Annotated in this window: 16 protein-coding genes and 1 tRNA gene; 8 read left to right on the plus strand and 9 right to left on the minus strand. The window is 60.6% G+C overall.

Features of this window, described 5'->3' with window-relative positions:
- Positions 1–6 precede the first annotated feature (6 nt).
- The 4 genes from proB to rplU form a co-directional block, all read right to left on the minus strand.
- Positions 7–1,170, minus strand: coding sequence for a glutamate 5-kinase (gene proB, locus F9Z44_RS16595; protein WP_159608776.1), 1,164 nt, complete (start codon positions 1,168–1,170; stop codon positions 7–9).
- A gap of 29 nt (positions 1,171–1,199) precedes the next feature.
- Positions 1,200–2,270, minus strand: a complete 1,071-nt coding sequence (cgtA, locus tag F9Z44_RS16600) for an Obg family GTPase CgtA (RefSeq protein WP_159608777.1) — start codon at positions 2,268–2,270, stop codon at positions 1,200–1,202.
- Positions 2,271–2,408: 138 nt separating this feature from the next.
- Positions 2,409–2,666 carry a 50S ribosomal protein L27 gene (gene rpmA, locus F9Z44_RS16605; protein ID WP_056273119.1) on the minus strand — a complete coding sequence of 86 codons (258 nt, stop codon included), beginning with the start codon at positions 2,664–2,666 and terminating at the stop codon, positions 2,409–2,411.
- Positions 2,667–2,679: 13 nt separating this feature from the next.
- Positions 2,680–2,991, minus strand: a complete 312-nt coding sequence (gene rplU / locus F9Z44_RS16610) for a 50S ribosomal protein L21 (RefSeq protein ID WP_159608778.1) — start codon at positions 2,989–2,991, stop codon at positions 2,680–2,682.
- 272 nt (positions 2,992–3,263) lie between these two features.
- Here rplU and F9Z44_RS16615 point away from each other — a divergent pair, with 272 nt between their 5' ends.
- The 8 genes from F9Z44_RS16615 to F9Z44_RS16650 all read left to right on the plus strand — a co-directional run bounded on the left by F9Z44_RS16615 (position 3,264) and on the right by F9Z44_RS16650 (position 9,970).
- Positions 3,264–4,193, plus strand: a complete 930-nt coding sequence (locus F9Z44_RS16615; protein WP_159608779.1) for a polyprenyl synthetase family protein — start codon at positions 3,264–3,266, stop codon at positions 4,191–4,193.
- Between the two features lie 50 nt (positions 4,194–4,243).
- Positions 4,244–4,320 (plus strand) — tRNA-Pro (locus tag F9Z44_RS16620).
- A gap of 210 nt (positions 4,321–4,530) precedes the next feature.
- On the plus strand, positions 4,531–6,225 hold the full coding sequence (gene pilB, locus F9Z44_RS16625) for a type IV-A pilus assembly ATPase PilB (protein WP_442907210.1): 1,695 nt from the start codon (positions 4,531–4,533) through the stop codon (positions 6,223–6,225).
- Positions 6,226–6,257: 32 nt separating this feature from the next.
- On the plus strand, positions 6,258–7,475 hold the full coding sequence (locus F9Z44_RS16630) for a type II secretion system F family protein (RefSeq protein WP_159607833.1): 1,218 nt from the start codon (positions 6,258–6,260) through the stop codon (positions 7,473–7,475).
- Positions 7,475–8,335 (plus strand): prepilin peptidase, encoded by an 861-nt coding sequence (locus tag F9Z44_RS16635; protein WP_159607834.1) that lies wholly within the window; start codon positions 7,475–7,477, stop codon positions 8,333–8,335. The genes F9Z44_RS16630 and F9Z44_RS16635 overlap by 1 nt, the downstream gene beginning before the upstream one ends.
- Positions 8,332–8,949: a dephospho-CoA kinase gene (gene coaE, locus F9Z44_RS16640; RefSeq protein ID WP_159607835.1), complete on the plus strand. Its 618-nt coding sequence runs from the start codon at positions 8,332–8,334 to the stop codon at positions 8,947–8,949. The genes F9Z44_RS16635 and coaE overlap by 4 nt, the downstream gene beginning before the upstream one ends.
- 42 nt (positions 8,950–8,991) lie before the next feature.
- Positions 8,992–9,747, plus strand: a complete 756-nt coding sequence (zapD, locus tag F9Z44_RS16645) for a cell division protein ZapD (protein ID WP_159607836.1) — start codon at positions 8,992–8,994, stop codon at positions 9,745–9,747.
- A gap of 19 nt (positions 9,748–9,766) precedes the next feature.
- Positions 9,767–9,970, plus strand: coding sequence for a DNA gyrase inhibitor YacG (locus F9Z44_RS16650; RefSeq protein WP_159607837.1), 204 nt, complete (start codon positions 9,767–9,769; stop codon positions 9,968–9,970).
- Positions 9,971–9,985: 15 nt separating this feature from the next.
- Here F9Z44_RS16650 and F9Z44_RS16655 read toward each other — a convergent pair whose 3' ends face one another.
- The 5 genes from F9Z44_RS16655 to F9Z44_RS16675 form a co-directional block, all read right to left on the minus strand.
- A complete protein-coding gene (locus tag F9Z44_RS16655) occupies positions 9,986–10,447 on the minus strand; it encodes an NUDIX domain-containing protein (RefSeq protein WP_159607838.1) in 462 nt (153 codons plus the stop codon).
- Entirely contained in the window at positions 10,444–11,322 is an 879-nt protein-coding gene (locus F9Z44_RS16660; protein ID WP_159607839.1) for an ATP-binding protein, read from the minus strand. The genes F9Z44_RS16655 and F9Z44_RS16660 overlap by 4 nt, the downstream gene beginning before the upstream one ends.
- Positions 11,323–11,332: 10 nt before the next feature.
- The gene (gene argJ, locus F9Z44_RS16665) at positions 11,333–12,580 is read right to left on the minus strand and encodes a bifunctional glutamate N-acetyltransferase/amino-acid acetyltransferase ArgJ (protein ID WP_159607840.1); all 1,248 of its coding nucleotides are present in this window, start codon (positions 12,578–12,580) and stop codon (positions 11,333–11,335) included.
- Positions 12,581–12,645: 65 nt separating this feature from the next.
- Positions 12,646–15,399 carry a preprotein translocase subunit SecA gene (gene secA, locus F9Z44_RS16670; protein WP_159607841.1) on the minus strand — a complete coding sequence of 918 codons (2,754 nt, stop codon included), beginning with the start codon at positions 15,397–15,399 and terminating at the stop codon, positions 12,646–12,648.
- 165 nt (positions 15,400–15,564) lie between these two features.
- Complete coding sequence (locus F9Z44_RS16675; protein ID WP_201449979.1) at positions 15,565–16,515, minus strand: M23 family metallopeptidase; 951 nt, start codon at positions 16,513–16,515, stop codon at positions 15,565–15,567.
- Positions 16,516–16,522: the final 7 nt, after the last annotated feature.

Genomic DNA, 16,522 nt, shown 5'->3' on the forward strand with positions numbered 1-16,522 from the left:
CTGCATTCAGGTGCGCGCCAGCACCATGTTGTCGCGGTGAATCATTTCGGGTTCGGCTGCATACCCAAGCAAGCGCTCAAAATCGGCCGACGACTTGCGACACAGCAAGCGGGCCTCCGAGCTGGCATAGTTCGCCAGACCACGGGCCACCTCCACGCCCCGACCATCGCGCACCGCGATCACGTCGCCCCGCGAGAAGTCGCCATCCACGCCCGTCATGCCGATTGGCAACAGACTCTTGCCCTCGCCAACGATCTTGCCCACAGCGCCGTCGTCCACCAGCACGGCGCCGCGCATTTGCAGGTGGTCCGACATCCAGCGCTTGCGTGCCTGGTTTTTCGGCGTGTTGGCAACCAGGCAGGTGCCAATGGCCTCGCCTTCACACAGGCGCAGCAACACCTTCGGCTCGCGCCCCCAGGCGATCACCGTCGACGCACCCGACCCCGCCGCGCGCTTGGCCGCGAGGATCTTGGTGATCATGCCGCCCTTGCCAATCCCGCTGCCGGCGCCTCCGGCCATGGATTCGAGCTGAGGATCACCGGCATGCGCCTCGTGCACGAACAGTGCGGCTGGATCGCGTCGCGGGTCGGCGGTGTACAGGCCCTTCTGGTCTGTAAGGATCACGAGTACATCGGCCTCAACCAAATTGGCCACCAAGGCTCCCAAGGTGTCGTTGTCGCCAAACTTGATCTCGTCGTTGACGACCGTGTCGTTCTCGTTGATCACCGGCACCACGCCCAGTTGCAGGAGCGTGACCAAGGTCGAACGAGCGTTCAGATAGCGCTCCCGGTCAGCCAGATCGGCGTGCGTGAGCAGCACCTGTGCGCTGCCGACGCCATGTTCGCGCAGCTTGGACTCGTACATCTGGACCAGCCCCATCTGCCCGACAGCCGCAGCAGCCTGCAGCTCGTTGATCTCCTTGGGGCGCACCGTCCAGCCCAGGCGTTTCATGCCTTCGGCCACCGCGCCACTGCTCACCATGATGAGTTCGCGGCCCTCCTGCACCAGCGCCGCCAATTGCTGACTCCACTGCCCGATCGCCTCTTCGTCGAGACCTCTGCCCTCGTTGGTCACCAGCGACGAACCCACCTTGACCACAATGCGGCGCGCGGACTTCAGGATGCCAGTGGCATTCAACGGCTTCAAACTCAGATTGTCGACATTGAGCATGGTCGGTGGAGGATCAAGGTCGGGAATGATCAAGAAGGCAGATGTGCATCAAATCGCGGGTCAATGTCTACCGGCGGCAGGGTGGCCTGATGCACCTTGGCAATGTGTTCGTACACCTTTTGCACCAGAAATTCGCAGCCCTCTCGCGTGAGCGCCGAGATTTCGAATACCGGCCCTTTGTATTTGAGGCGCTTGACGATGTCCTTGACCTTGGCTTCGCGCTCGTCCGACGAGACCATGTCCAGCTTGTTGAGCACCAGCCAGCGAGGCTTCTCAAACAAGGCCTGATCGAACTTCTTGAGTTCGGCCACGATGGCCTTGGCCTGCACGACCGGATCGACACCTTCGTCAAATGGTGCAACGTCCACCATGTGCAACAGCAAACGCGTTCTCTGGAGATGGCGCAGAAACTGATGCCCCAAGCCGGCGCCCTCTGAAGCCCCCTCGATCAAGCCCGGCACATCGGCCACCACAAAGCTCTTCTCAGGCGCGACCCGGACCACGCCCAGATTGGGGTGCAGAGTCGTGAACGGATAGTCAGCGATCTTGGGACGGGCATTTGAAATGGCCGATATCAGGGTGGACTTGCCCGCATTGGGCATACCGAGCAGGCCAACGTCAGCCAGGACCTTCAGTTCCAGTTTCAAGGTCCGCTTTTCGCCGGCCCAACCGGGCGTCTTCTGGCGGGGCGCGCGGTTGGTCGAACTCTTGTAGTGCATGTTGCCAAAGCCGCCGTCGCCACCTTTGGCAATGGTCACCTGCTCTCCGGGCTGCAACAGCTCGTGCAACACCTCACCGGTCTCGGCATCAGCAATGATGGTGCCTACCGGCATTTTGAGAACGATGTCGTCCCCCTTGACACCGAACATGTCGGAGCCCTTGCCATGCTCCCCACGCTCCGCTTCAAAGCGGCGCGTGAAGCGGAAATCCACCAGCGTGTTCAGGCTCGCGTCAGCCACGGCATACACGTGCCCGCCTCGCCCACCATCGCCGCCATCGGGGCCGCCGAACTCCTTGTACTTTTCATGCCGGAAAGATGCGCAGCCGTTGCCGCCATCGCCTGCGGCGACATCGATGGTGGCTTCATCCACAAATTTCATGACATGCTTTCCAGGGACGTGCCCCACTAGAGAAACCAAAACAAAAAGCCCGCGACGGCGGGCCTTTTGCATTCAACGCGTCAGCACTGCAAAACTGCCGCCGAGGCTGTGCCAGCCGGCAGCGTCCGCAGCACCCGATCAAACGGGCGTGATGCTGACGGTCTGGCGATTGAGCTCGCCCTTCACGGCAAAGCTCACGTGACCATCCACCGTAGCGAAGATCGTGTGGTCCTTGCCCAGACCAACGTTCAGGCCGGGGTGGAACTTGGTACCGCGCTGACGCACGATGATCGAACCTGCGCTGACCAACTCGCCGCCGAACGCTTTCACGCCGAGCATTTTGGGCTTGGAATCGCGCCCGTTTCGCGTTGAGCCGCCGCCTTTTTTCTGTGCCATGTTGACTTACTCCTCAGCCTGCGATCGACGAAATCTGCAGTTCGGTGAAATTTTGACGGTGACCCTGGCGCTTCTGGTAGTGCTTACGACGACGCATCTTGAAGATGTGCACTTTGTCGTGTCTGCCATGAGCCAACACCGTGACCGTTACCGTTGCGCCGGAAACCAAGGGAGTGCCAACTTTGATCTCGGTGCCGTTGCCGACAGCCAGAACTTGGTCAAACACAATCTCTTGGCCCACATCCGCAGCAATCTGTTCTACTTTAATTTTTTCGCCAGCAGCAACACGATACTGTTTGCCACCGGTTTTTATGACCGCGTACATATGAACCTCTTGTAAAAAATCCACGAATGGAAATCCAGCGAACCAAATTCCGCTGAGCCCGCGATTTTAGCACGGCCTGATCTTGTCAACAAGTGGCGCCCGCACAGCCCAACAGCTGCCCCTCATGAAGCGGCGCACCCACTGGGAGTGCCGCCTCGTTCCTATAATCCATCCCGCCGTGGCATACCCCCGCCACCCTCTTCCTTCCGGCTCGTATCTTGACGATCTCCACCCCTAAACCTGGCAACCCGCTTGAAGTGATTCAACCCGACATGCATCGGGTAGACCAAGTGATCCACGAGCGGCTAACAACCGAGGTGCCACTGGTCAGAGAAGTCGCGCAGTACATCATCTCAGCGGGAGGCAAGCGTTTGCGCCCCGCTCTTTTGTTGATGCTCAGTGGCGCCATTGGCAGCCAGAGTGCACACCGCCACACATTGGCTGCTGTCGTCGAGTTCATTCACACAGCCACTCTGCTGCATGACGATGTGGTGGACGAGTCCACCCTGCGACGTGGACGAGCGACTGCCAACGAACGCTTTGGCAATGCCGCCAGCGTGCTGGTGGGCGACTTCCTGTACTCACGCGCCTTCCAGATGATGGTCGATGTGAGCAACATGCGCGTCATGCAGGTGCTCTCGGACGCCACGAATGTGATTGCCGAAGGCGAAGTGCTGCAACTCATGAACATGCACGATGCCTCCATAGACGAAGCCGCCTACCTCCGGGTGATTCGATCCAAGACAGCCAAGCTCTTTGAAGCCAGCTCCAGGCTCGCAGCCATCCTTGCCAGTGCAGACGAGCACACCGAGGCCTTGTGCGCCAGCTACGGACAGGCCTTGGGCACTGCGTTTCAAGTGATTGACGACGTACTTGACTACGAAGGCACCGCAGAGGAGCTCGGAAAGAACCTGGGAGATGACTTGAGGGAAGGCAAAGTGACTTTGCCAATCATCTGCGCGCTGAGAGCTGGGTCCGAGGACCAGAAGCATCTGATCCGCCAAGCCATCGAACAGGGTGATGTCGCCCATCTGGACGTTATCCGTTCGATCATTTTGGACACGGGCGCCTTGAAAGAAGCGAGAGCCAGTGCAGATGCCGAAGCGCAGCGGGCAATCGACGCTGCGGAGCAGCTCCCCAAGAATATCTACAGTGCAGCTTTGCTACAATTGGCGTCCGGTTTGCTGGAGCGTCGCTCCTGACTGACAAGTCGCTACGGCAGCCACTTTGTTTCTAGACCCAAGCGGTCCATCGGGGTGTAGCTTAGCCAGGTAGAGCGCTACGTTCGGGACGTAGAGGCCGGAGGTTCGAATCCTCTCACCCCGACCACATTTCGCCCCAGGTCAAGCCGAAGCCGGCACCGATGAACGGACCGTTTCAAGCGACCAGCGCAGGCAGAGCAACCTCGTTACAACGCAGATGGGCTCGATTACGCATATTCAACACAACTTGCCTCAATATCAGCGGCCAAGTCGTTGATTTACGATAGATTACGAGCTTATGGCGTCCGTTGAATCTGTCACTCAGGAAACCCCGTCCATGGCGCTGCCTGGCTTGGGTCGTGCGTTGGTGTCAGCAGGGAAACTCGGGCAAAAAGCAGCCGAGGATCTTTACCGCAAAGCTCAGAGTGGCAGATCCAGCTTTATCGCTGAACTCACGGGCTCAGGTGCTGTGTCGGCGTCGGATCTGGCACACACCATGTCGGTGGCGTTCTCCGCTCCACTCCTTGATCTCGACGCGATCGATGTGCAGCGCCTGCCCAGTGGCTTGCTGGATGCAAAGATCTGCGCTGACTACCGCATTGTGGTGCTCAGCAAACGCAACAACCGTCTGATGGTGGCGACGGCTGATCCAGCCGATCAGCAAGCGGCCGAAAAGATTAAATTCGCCACGCAGATGGGCGTTGACTGGGTGATTGCTGAGTACGACAAGCTCAGCAAGCTGGTGGAGTCACTGACCACCAGCGTCTCCGAAACGATGGACAACATCATTGGAGGGGAGTTCGAGTTCGATGAAATGGCGACCGAGGCGGTGGTCGCGGACACCAACGACAAGACTTCTGAAGTCGACGACGCTCCGGTGGTCAAGTTTCTGCACAAGATGTTGATCGATGCATTCAACATGCGTGCTTCTGACTTGCACTTCGAACCCTACGAGCACAACTACCGCGTTCGATTCCGGGTCGATGGCGAACTGCGCGAGATTGCCTCACCTCCCATCGCCATCAAGGACAAACTGGCTTCCCGCATCAAGGTGATTTCCCGTATGGACATCTCTGAGAAGCGGGTACCCCAAGACGGCCGAATGAAGCTCAAGATCGGGCCGGATCGTGTGATCGATTTCCGGGTGAGCACACTGCCGACCCTTTTCGGTGAAAAGATCGTGATCCGTATTCTGGACCCCAGCAGCGCCAAGGTGGGCATTGATGCGCTGGGTTACGAGCCTGAAGAAAAAGAGCGGCTGATGGCGGCCATCGTGCGACCCTATGGCATGGTGCTGGTGACCGGCCCTACCGGTTCGGGCAAGACAGTCTCGCTCTACACCTGCCTGAACATCCTCAACAAGCCAGGCATCAACATCTCAACCGCAGAGGATCCGTCCGAGATCAACTTGCCAGGGGTGAACCAAGTCAACGTGAATGAGAAGGCGGGCTTGACGTTTGCAGCGGCATTGAAGGCTTTCCTGCGGCAGGATCCTGATGTCATCATGGTGGGCGAGATTCGGGATCTGGAAACTGCCGACATTTCCATCAAGGCCGCGCAGACCGGACACATGGTGCTGTCCACGCTCCACACCAATGACGCGCCGACTACCCTGACGCGGATGATGAACATGGGCATTCCCACGTTCAACATTGCATCCAGCGTGATCCTGATCACCGCTCAGCGTTTGGCCAGGCGGCTGTGCGGCGTGTGCAAAGCCCCTTTGGACGTGCCACGCAAGGCGTTGGTCGATGCGGGCTACAAGGCAGAGGATCTGGACGGCACCTGGACGCCCTACCGACCTGTGGGCTGCTCGGCCTGCAACAACGGCTACAAGGGCAGGGTTGGCATCTACCAGGTAATGCCGATCACCGAAGAAATTCAACGCATCATCCTGCGCGGCGGAAGCGCGCTGGACATTGCACAACAAGCCAGCAAGGAGGGCGTCCGCACGCTGCGTGAGTCCGGCCTGCTCAAGGTGAAGTTGGGCATGACTTCACTGGAAGAAGTGCTCAGCGTGACCAACGAGTGACGCTGAACCAGACATACGCCTGAGAGGACACCATGGCAACCGCGGCAACAAAGAGCGTCAAAGACGCAGTTTTCGAGTGGGAAGGCAAGGACCGCAACGGGAAGACTGTGCGCGGCGAGACCCGCGCAGTGGGAGAGAACCAGGTGCTTGCTGCATTGCGACGGCAGGGCATTGTTCCAGGCAAGGTGAAAAAGCGCCGAATGAATTCGGGCAAACGCATCAAGCCCAAGGACATTGCCATTTTCACGCGACAACTGGCCACCATGATGAAGGCTGGCGTGCCCTTGCTTCAGTCGTTCGACATCGTCGGGCGAGGCAACCCCAACCCAAGCGTGACCAAGCTGCTGAACGACATTCGCACCGACGTGGAAACGGGCACTTCGCTCAGCGCCGCGTTCCGCAAGAACCCGCTCTATTTCGACAGCCTCTATTGCAATCTGGTCGAAGCGGGTGAAGCGGCCGGTATCCTTGAACAATTGCTGGATCGCCTGGCGGTCTACATGGAGAAGACCGAAGCGCTCAAATCAAAAATCAAGTCGGCGCTGATGTACCCCATCGCCGTGATCATCGTGGCATTCGTCGTGGTCGCCGTGATCATGATTTTCGTGATCCCGTCATTCAAGGAAGTGTTCTCTTCTTTCGGCGCGGACCTCCCTGCCCCGACCTTGTTTGTGATCGCGATGAGCGAATTTTTCACCGCTTATTGGTGGTTGATCTTTGGTGGACTGGGCGGAGGTTTCTATTTCTTCATGCAGGCGTGGCGCCGCAACGAGAAGGTGCAGCATTTCATGGACCGCGTGCTGCTGAAACTGCCGATCTTCGGCGTGCTGATCGAAAAATCGGTCATTGCCCGCTGGACCCGCACGCTCTCCACGATGTTTGCGGCCGGGGTACCTTTGGTAGAAGCGCTCGACTCGGTGGGTGGCGCCTCTGGCAATTCGGTTTATTCGATGGCCACTGAACGCATTCAGCAGGAGGTTTCGACCGGCACAAGCCTGACCAACGCAATGACCAACGCCAACATCTTTCCATCGATGGTGCTGCAGATGTGCGCGATCGGTGAAGAGTCGGGCTCAATTGATCACATGCTGGGCAAAGCCGCTGATTTTTATGAAGCCGAGGTCGATGACATGGTTGCAGGCATTTCCAGCTTGATGGAGCCCATCATCATCGTGGTGCTGGGCACCGTCATCGGCGGTATCGTTGTATCAATGTACCTTCCCATCTTCAAATTGGGTCAGGTGGTCTGATGTTGGGATCGGGTGCGCCGGAGGCGGCGCTGTTGGGTGTGCTGGGCTTGCTGATCGGCAGTTTTCTCAACGTGGTCATCCATCGGTTGCCCAAAATGATGGAGTTGAATTGGGCAGCCGAATGCGCAGACCTTCATCCGCAGGCGGACACCGCTCAACACGCTGCAACTGCGGCTGAGCCGTTCAACCTTATGGTGCCGCGCTCGCGCTGCCCTCAGTGCGGTCATCAAATTCGCTGGTTCGAAAACGTCCCGGTTGTCAGCTATCTGGCGCTGCATGGAAAGTGCAGCCAATGCGCTGCGCCGATCAGCCTGCGCTACCCGGCGGTGGAGCTCACGTGTGGCGCACTTTTCGCTTGGTGCGGCTGGCAATGGGGCATGAGCTGGGAAGCCATCGCATGGTGCGGATTTTCGGCAGCGGTGCTCTCATTGGCCTGCATCGACTGGGACACCACCTTGCTGCCTGATGACATTACGCTGCCCCTGCTGTGGGCAGGTTTGTGCGCTGCGGGACTACGGCTCACAGACACGACGCTTCCCGATGCGCTGTGGGGGGCGGTGGGGGGCTACCTGTCGCTGTGGCTGGTCTACTGGGCTTTCAAACTGGCCACGGGCAAAGAGGGCATGGGTTATGGGGACTTCAAACTCTTCGCAGCGTTCGGTGCATGGTTCGGGTGGCAGGCGCTCATCCCCATCATCCTGATGGCATCCGTGATCGGTGCAGTTATTGGCATCGGCATCAAGCTCAAGGGGGAACTGCGCGAGGGAGGCTATGTTCCGTTTGGCCCCTTCCTGGCGCTGGCAGGACTGACTGCCATGATCTTCGGGCCATCGGCGATCCTGGCTGCCATCGGCTTGTGAGCGACTCCTTGCCGCCAAGTCAGGTCTTGCGGCTGGGGCTCACCGGTGGCATTGGCAGTGGCAAGAGCACCCTGGCGCGGCTGCTCCAGTCAATGGGCGCAGACTTGATCGATGCAGACGCGATTTCGCGTGCTTGCACAGAAAGTGGTGGTTCGGCCATCCAGGCGATTGCCGAAACGTTCGGCGACGCGTTCATCGCAGCCGACGGCTCCCTGGACAGGCAACGAATGCGCGAACACGTGTTTGCCCACCCGGATGCGCGCAAGGTGCTTGAGCACATCGTTCATCCCTTGGTGGGCGAAGGTATCCGGCGCAAAGTCTTGCTAGCGAGGTCGAGCGTGCTGGTGTTTGATATCCCCTTGTTGGTCGAATCTCCGCACTGGCGGCCCCAGCTGGATCGGGTACTGGTGGTGGACTGTTTGCCCGCCACGCAAGTTCGTCGGGTGACCCAGCGCAGCGGGTGGGATCTGCCCACCATTGAGGCCGCCATGCGCAGCCAGAGCAGGCGCGAGACGCGGTTGGCTGCGGCGGACTTCGTGGTGTTCAACGACACGGACAGCCTCGACAACCTGCAACATCTGGCACAGGCGTTGGCAAATCGGTTCGGGCTATGATGAAGACCCGCCCGCTGCACCGCCCTGCGCACCCAAGCCGTTGTGATCCTGTACGAATACCCTTTCAACGAACGCATTCGCACCTACCTGCGACTTGAACAACTGTTCCGTCGCATGGTCGAACTGGTGCCGCGCCAGCATCCGCTGGACCATCACTTCGCCATACAGACCATCTTCGAGATCATCGAGGTCGCCTCGAGGGCGGACATGAAGTCCGATGTGCTCAAGGACATTGACCGCCACAAGCAGCAGCTGATCGCCTACCGCGGCAATCCGATGATCTCGGAGCAAGCCCTCAACGACGCCATCGGGCAACTGGAAGACTGTTTCTCGCAGCTCAGCGGGCTGGCGGGTAAGACGGGCCAATCGCTGACCGAAAACGACTGGTTGATGAGCATCCGCAGCCGCATTGGCATCCCAGCGGGCACCTGCGAGTTCGACCTGCCGGCCTACTACAGCTGGCAACACCACAGCGCACAAGAGCGACAAGCCGACTTGCAACGCTGGTCGGTGCCGCTGGCGCCACTGGCTGAGTCCATTGTGTTGCTGCTCAAGATGCTGCGGGATTCAGGCTCACCGCAGAAGGTGGTGGCGCCTGGTGGGCAGTTCCAGCAAACCCTGCCGCAGGGTCGCACCTTCCAGCTGCTGCGCCTGCGCATGGATCCGAGCACCGGCCTGATCCCTGAAATCAGCGGCAACCGCCTGATGCTGTCGGTGCGTCTGATGCGCCAGGGTGAAGACGACCGTCTGCACTCGGCGCAAGACGACACGGCGTTCGAGCTGACCCTTTGCGCTTGAGCTTTTTCGGAGACCTGCCATGTCCTCGAACGCCAACACCAGTCCATTGAAGACGGTGCGCTGTCCGGGATGTGGCGGACCGAGCATCTACGCGCCCAGCAATGCCTTCCGCCCATTCTGCTGCGAACGCTGTAAGAACATGGACTTCGGTGCGTGGGCCACCGAGAGCTTCAAGCTGCCCGAGCAGGACAGCCAGAACGATCCGGAGTTTGGGACCTCCTGAACGGAGAGCTTCAGTTCAGCTGGACGCCGACACACTCTCCAGCACCAGCCATTCAAGCACCGGGACGGTGCCAGGCAAGATCGGTGTACAGCGCACGGGCAACGCCTCCCAGCTGAACTGTTGGCCTTCGCGCATTTGCAGTTCACCCGACCAGTCGTACACCTTGCAGAAATGCAGGCGAACAAGTGCGTGGGGATAGTCCACCATGCTATCGCGCCAGAGCTGCGCCTCTCCGATGGTCAGGCCGATCTCCTCGTGCAGTTCGCGGCGCAATGCCTGCTCGACCGACTCGCCTGCTTCCAGCTTGCCGCCGGGGAACTCCCAATAGCCTGCATACACCTTGCCGACCGGGCGAGAGGTGAGCAAAAAGCGGCCGTCCGCTGCGATCAGCACACCCACCGCAACGTCGACCACAGGTCGGTCGACCTGCCGTGCAGCGCCGGGTTCGGCGTCCACGACGAGGACCTGGCCCGTCATGCCTTTGAACCGTGGGTGCCCGCGTAATCTCGGGCGAACTGGTAGGCCACGCGACCGCTGCGCGAACCGCGCTCCAGCGCCCAGACCAACGCCTGGGGCCGCGCTGCGTCAATGTCGGACGTTGGAACGCCGAACGACGACAACCACTGCGCCACGATCGTGAGGTACTCGTCCTGGCTGAACGGATAGAAGCTCACCCAAAGACCAAACCGCTCAGAAAGCGAGATCTTCTCTTCCACCACCTCACCCGGATGCACCTCGCCATCGGCAGTGTGGGTGTAGGTGAGGTTCTCCTTCATGTACTCGGGCAGGAGGTGGCGCCGATTGCTGGTGGCGTAGATCAGCACATTGGGACTGGCCGCCGACACCGAACCATCCAGGATCGACTTGAGTGCCTTGTAGCCCGGCTCACCGTCTTCAAAGCTGAGGTCGTCGCAGAAAACGATGAAACGCTCCGGGCGATCGCTGACGACATCAACAATGTCGGGAAGGTCCACCAAGTCGGCTTTGTCGACCTCGATCAGTCGCAGACCGGCAGGCGCATATTCGTTGAGGCAGGCCCGGATCAGCGACGACTTGCCCGTGCCACGGGCGCCGGTGAGCAAAACGTTGTTGGCCGGAAGGCCCCGCACGAACTGCAAGGTGTTGCGCTGGATCTTCTCTTTCTGACCATCGATCTCCTGCAGGTCGGTCAGGCGCATGGCACCGACGTGGCGCACCGGCTCCAGCGCGCCATGGCCGCTGGAGCGTTTGCGGTAACGCCACGCGACAGCCACAGACCAGTCGGGCGCCTGCATGGGCTGCGGCAACACCGATTCAATGCGCACCATCAATTGTTCGGCTCGCTCCAGCAAGCGTTCAAAATGTTCGTTCATGGCACGCGGGTCAGGACCGGTAGTCGGCGTTGATGGTGACGTATTCGTGGCTGAAATCGCAGGTCCACACTGTTTCGGTAGCAGTGCCACGGCCCAGGCCGATGCGCACCAGGATCTCGGCTTGCTTCATCACGCGTTGACCATCTTCCTCGCGGTAGTCGGGATGGCGGCCGCCTTGGGCGACGACGTGCACATCGCCCAGGTGCAGGTCGATGCCACTCACGTCCAGGTCGTGGATGCCGGCGTATCCCACGGCGGCCAGAATGCGGCCGAGGTTGGGGTCGCTGGCGAAGAAGGCAGTCTTGACCAAGGGCGAGTGCGCAACGGCGTAGGCCGCCAGCAAACATTCGGCGCTGGTACGCCCCCCATCTACCTGGATGGTGATGAACTTGGTGGCACCTTCACCGTCACGCACGATCGCGTGGGCGAGCAAACGCGCCACCTGCGTCAGGCCATCCAGCAAGGCGAGGCCCGCCGGACTGTCCAGATCGGTGACGGGGGTGTTGCCCGCCCGACCCGTGGCCACCACCACAAACGAATCGTTGGTGCTGGTGTCGCCATCCACGGTGACCCGGTTGAACGACGCGTCGGCCAAGCGGCGGGCCAGTTCGTTCATGAGCGCGGGGGCAACGGCGGCGTCGGTGGCCAGGAAACCCAGCATGGTCGCCATGTTGGGGCGGATCATGCCGGCGCCCTTGGCAATGCCCGTGGCACTCACCTTGCGCCCATCGATGGTCATGTGTCGACTACTGGCTTTGGGCAACGTATCGGTGGTCATGATGCCCTGGGCCGCCGAGAGCCATTGCGCACCGCTGTCGGTTTGCGGCTGGGCAGCATCGGTCAGCGCACCGGGCAGTCCCGCCAGCAGGCGATCCAGCGGCAAGGGCTCCATGATCACACCGGTGGAGAACGGAAGCACCTGCTCGTGATGCAATCCCAGCGAGCGCGCCAGCGCGTTGCAGGTCTGGCGCGCGTTGGCCAGGCCTGGCTCGCCCGTGCCAGCGTTGGCATTGCCAGTGTTGACCACCAGCGCTCGAACACCTTGGCCGGAGGCCAGATGTTCGCGGCACACCTGCACGGGTGCGGCGGCATAGCGGTTCTGCGTGAAGACCGCACCAACAGCGCTGCCTTCATCGAGCAGGAACACGGTGAGGTCCTTGCGATTGGCCTTGCGGATACCGGCCTGAGCCACTCCGATGCGCACACCCGCGATGGGAAGCAGATCCGTGACCAGGGGCGTGTCGAGTTGAACGGGCATGGAAACTCCGTGGATTCAGGGTGAGAGCCGGCAACGGGACACTCGGGACTGCGGGCCCCGTGGTATCAGTCCAGCTTGCCGTGGCAATGCTTGTACTTCTTGCCGCTGCCACAAGGGCAAGGGTCGTTGCGACCCACGCGCGGAACTTCGCCAGCTGGACGTGGCGCGGCGTTGGCCGCACCCACCGTTTCCGCTTCTCCGGTTTCCGTAGGCGCTGTGTAGGTCACGTTGGCAATCTGCTCGGCACGCTCTTCCAGCTGTTCGGCCGCCTGCGCCATTTGCTCGGCCGACTGCACACGCACGTTCATCAGAACACGCGTCACATCGTTCTTCACCGTGTCCAGCAACTGGCCGAACAGCACGAAAGCCTCGCGCTTGTACTCTTGTTTGGGTTGCTTCTGGGCGTAGCCGCGCAGGTGAATGCCTTGACGCAGATAGTCCAATGCCGAGAGATGCTCACGCCACTGACCGTCGATGGTCTGAAGCAACACGACGCGTTCGAACTGGGTGAAGTTCTCTTCGCCCACGATCTGGACCTTGCCTTCGAAGGCCACCCTGGCGGCCGCCACCACGCGCTCGGCGACCTCCTCGGCATCGATCGACTCAGCGTCCGACACCCAGGTCGTCACTGGCACATCGACCGCCCACTCCTCCCGCAACACACGCTCCAGCGTGGGCAGGTCCCATTGCTCCTCGACACTGCCCTCGGGCACGTACTGGTGCACCAGATCGGCAAAGCATCCGTCGCGCAGCGAATCGATCTGCGCGCGCAAAGACTCGGCATCCAGGATGTCGTTGCGCTGCTGGTAGATCACCTTGCGCTGGTCGTTGGACACATCGTCGTACTCCAGCAGCTGCTTGCGGATGTCGAAGTTGCGGGCCTCGACCTTGCGCTGTGCACTTTCGATGCTGCGCGTGACGATACCGGCTTCGATGGCCTCACCCTCGGGCATCTTCAGGCGGTCCATGATCGCGCGCACGCGATCACCCGCAAAGATGCGCATCAGCGAATCGTCAAGGCTCAAATAGAAACGCGAGGAACCCGGGTCGCCCTGGCGGCCAGAGCGACCGCGCAACTGGTTGTCGATGCGGCGCGATTCGTGGCGTTCGGTGGCAATGATGCGCAGGCCGCCGAGTGCCTTGACCTTGTCGTGGTCGGCCTGCCAGTGCTGGCGCAGCGACTCGATGCGCGATGCCTTGGTGACATCGTCCAGGGATGCGTCGTTCTGCACCGCGTCGACCATCTTCTCCAGATTGCCACCGAGCACGATGTCGGTGCCGCGACCCGCCATGTTTGTGGCGATGGTGATACCGCCTGGGCGGCCCGCCTGGATGATGATGTCGGCCTCGCGCGCATGCTGCTTGGCGTTGAGCACCTCATGGGGCAGCCCTTCCTTCACCAGCAACTCGGCAATGATTTCCGAGTTTTCGATCGACGACGTGCCCACCAAAACGGGTTGGCCACGTTCGTGGCATTCGCGGATGTCCTCGATGGCGGCGACGTACTTCTCTTTCGTCGTCTTGTAGACGCGATCAAGCTGGTCAACGCGCTTGCTCACGCGGTTCGGCGGAATGACCACCGTTTCCAGACTGTAGATTTCCTGGAATTCATACGCTTCGGTATCGGCCGTGCCGGTCATGCCAGAGAGCTTGCCGTACAGGCGGAAGTAGTTCTGGAAGGTGATGGAGGCCAGCGTCTGGTTCTCGGGCTGAATCGCCACACCTTCCTTGGCTTCCACCGCCTGGTGCAGGCCGTCGCTCCAACGCCTGCCCGTCATCAGGCGGCCGGTGAACTCATCGACGATCACAATTTCGCCATTCTGGTTCACGTAGTGCTGGTCGCGGTGATACAAGTGGTGCGCCTTGAGCGACGTGACGAGGTTGTGCAGCAGCGCAATGTTGGCGGGGTCGTACAGCGACGCGCCCTCGGGCAGCAAGCCGGCCTGGCTCAGCAACTGCTCGGCATGCTCGTGACCTTGTTCGGTCATGTGGATCGCATGGGCCTTTTCGTCCACCGTGAAGTCGCCCGGCTTGATGACGCCTTCGCCCGTGCGCACGTCGGCCTCGCCTTCCTGGCGCACCAGATGCGGCACCAGTTGTTTGATGGCCATGTAGGTCTGGGTCTGGTCCTCGGCCTGACCGCTGATGATGAGCGGCGTGCGGGCCTCATCGATCAAGATGGAGTCCACCTCATCGACGATCGCGTAGTTCAAACCACGCTGCACACGGTCGGCCGCCTCGTACACCATGTTGTCGCGCAGGTAGTCGAACCCATACTCGTTGTTGGTGCCGTAGGTGATGTCGGAGCGGTAAGCGGCCTGCTTCTCTTCGCGCGGTGCCTGGGGCAGGTTGATGCCGACCGTCAAACCAAGGAAGTTGTACAGACGACCCATCCATTGCGCGTCGCGGCTGGCCAGGTAATCGTTGACGGTGACCACGTGCACACCCTTGCCGGTGAGCGCATTGAGATACACCGGCAACGTTGAGGTGAGAGTCTTGCCCTCGCCCGTGCGCATCTCGGCCACCTTGCCATGGTGCAGCGCGAGGCCACCCACCAGTTGCACGTCGAAGTGCCGCATCTTCATGATGCGCTTGCTGCCTTCTCGCACCACAGCGAAAGCTTCGGGCAGCACCGACTCCAGGCTCTCTCCCTGGGCTATACGCTGCTTGAACGATTCGGTCTGACCCCGAAGCTCGTCATCGCTGAGTTTTTCAAACTGCGCCTCCAGACCATTGATGCGCTCCACCGTTTTGCGATAGGTCTTGAGCAATCGGTCGTTGCGACTACCAAAAAGTTTGGTGAGGAAGTTTGTGGCCATACATGCAGGCCCACACCAGACACCCTGAAGGCGCCGGGCAGGCAAAGGAAATGAGGAGGGCTCTTGCGAACCTGGAGGGCGTACACCAAGCGCCACTGAGGTGCCGGCGAACGCTGAGCTTTCAAGAGCAAAGCCGGGATTTTAACTGCCGGGACCCGGCCCTGTTCAGGGCTTGCGAGGGCCCACCGCCGCGGGCCTGGCTGCCGCGATTTTTTCACCAGCCGCCAGGAACCGCTGAGGGTCCTGAGGCACGCCAGCCACCCAGACCTCAAAGTGCAGGTGCGGCCCGGTGGAGCGTCCAGTGGATCCCACGCTGGCGATCTTCTGACCTCGCTTGACGATGTCGCCCTTCTTCACGAAGGTTTGAGACGAGTGGGCGTACCGCGTGATCAAGTCGTTGCCATGATCGATCTCGATCACATTGCCATAGGCAGCGTGGTACTCCTGCACCACCACCACACCTCCGGCCGCCGCAAGGATTGGGGTACCCACATCGGCCGGGAAATCCAGCCCGGTATGCAGGGCCGAACGGCCCGTGATCGGGTCGATCCGAAAGCCGAAAGGTGACCCCACTTGAACACCGTTCACCGGTTTTTCCGTGGGTATCAGCGTTTGCTGGATCTTTTGATCAAACAGCCGGGACTCCACGACAGTCAGCCAGTCGACACGAGAGCCACTGGACACCTCGACCGTGTCCAGCGCCTGCATCAACTCCGGCAGGCTGATGTCCCGACTCGCCACCAGGGATCCGCCCGATCCTGGAGCTTTTTTGAATTCAGCCGGGTTAAGACCCGCCAAACCAGCCACGCGCTCACCGAGCGAGTCGATCTGGATCATGCGCGCCTGCATTTCCCCGAGCTTGCGGGCCATGGCGTCGAGATTGGCGCGCATGTATGCGTCTTTGGAGTCGACCTCGCTCTGGTGAACCAGCCGAGCCACGGAGGCAAAACCTGGCCAACCCTGACGCACGCCCTCAAGAAAGAACCAGTGATAAGTGGCAATCGAAGCCAACATCAACATCACGGCCGCCAACATGCCCACACCGACCAATTTGAAGCCATTGAGATGCAGCGCCCTGCTCTTGGCCAACCAGGCGTCCGTGATAATGATGTGCACTCTGAAA

The organism is Hydrogenophaga sp. PBL-H3 (assembly GCF_010104355.1).
Taxonomy (GTDB): Bacteria; Pseudomonadota; Gammaproteobacteria; order Burkholderiales; family Burkholderiaceae_C; genus Hydrogenophaga.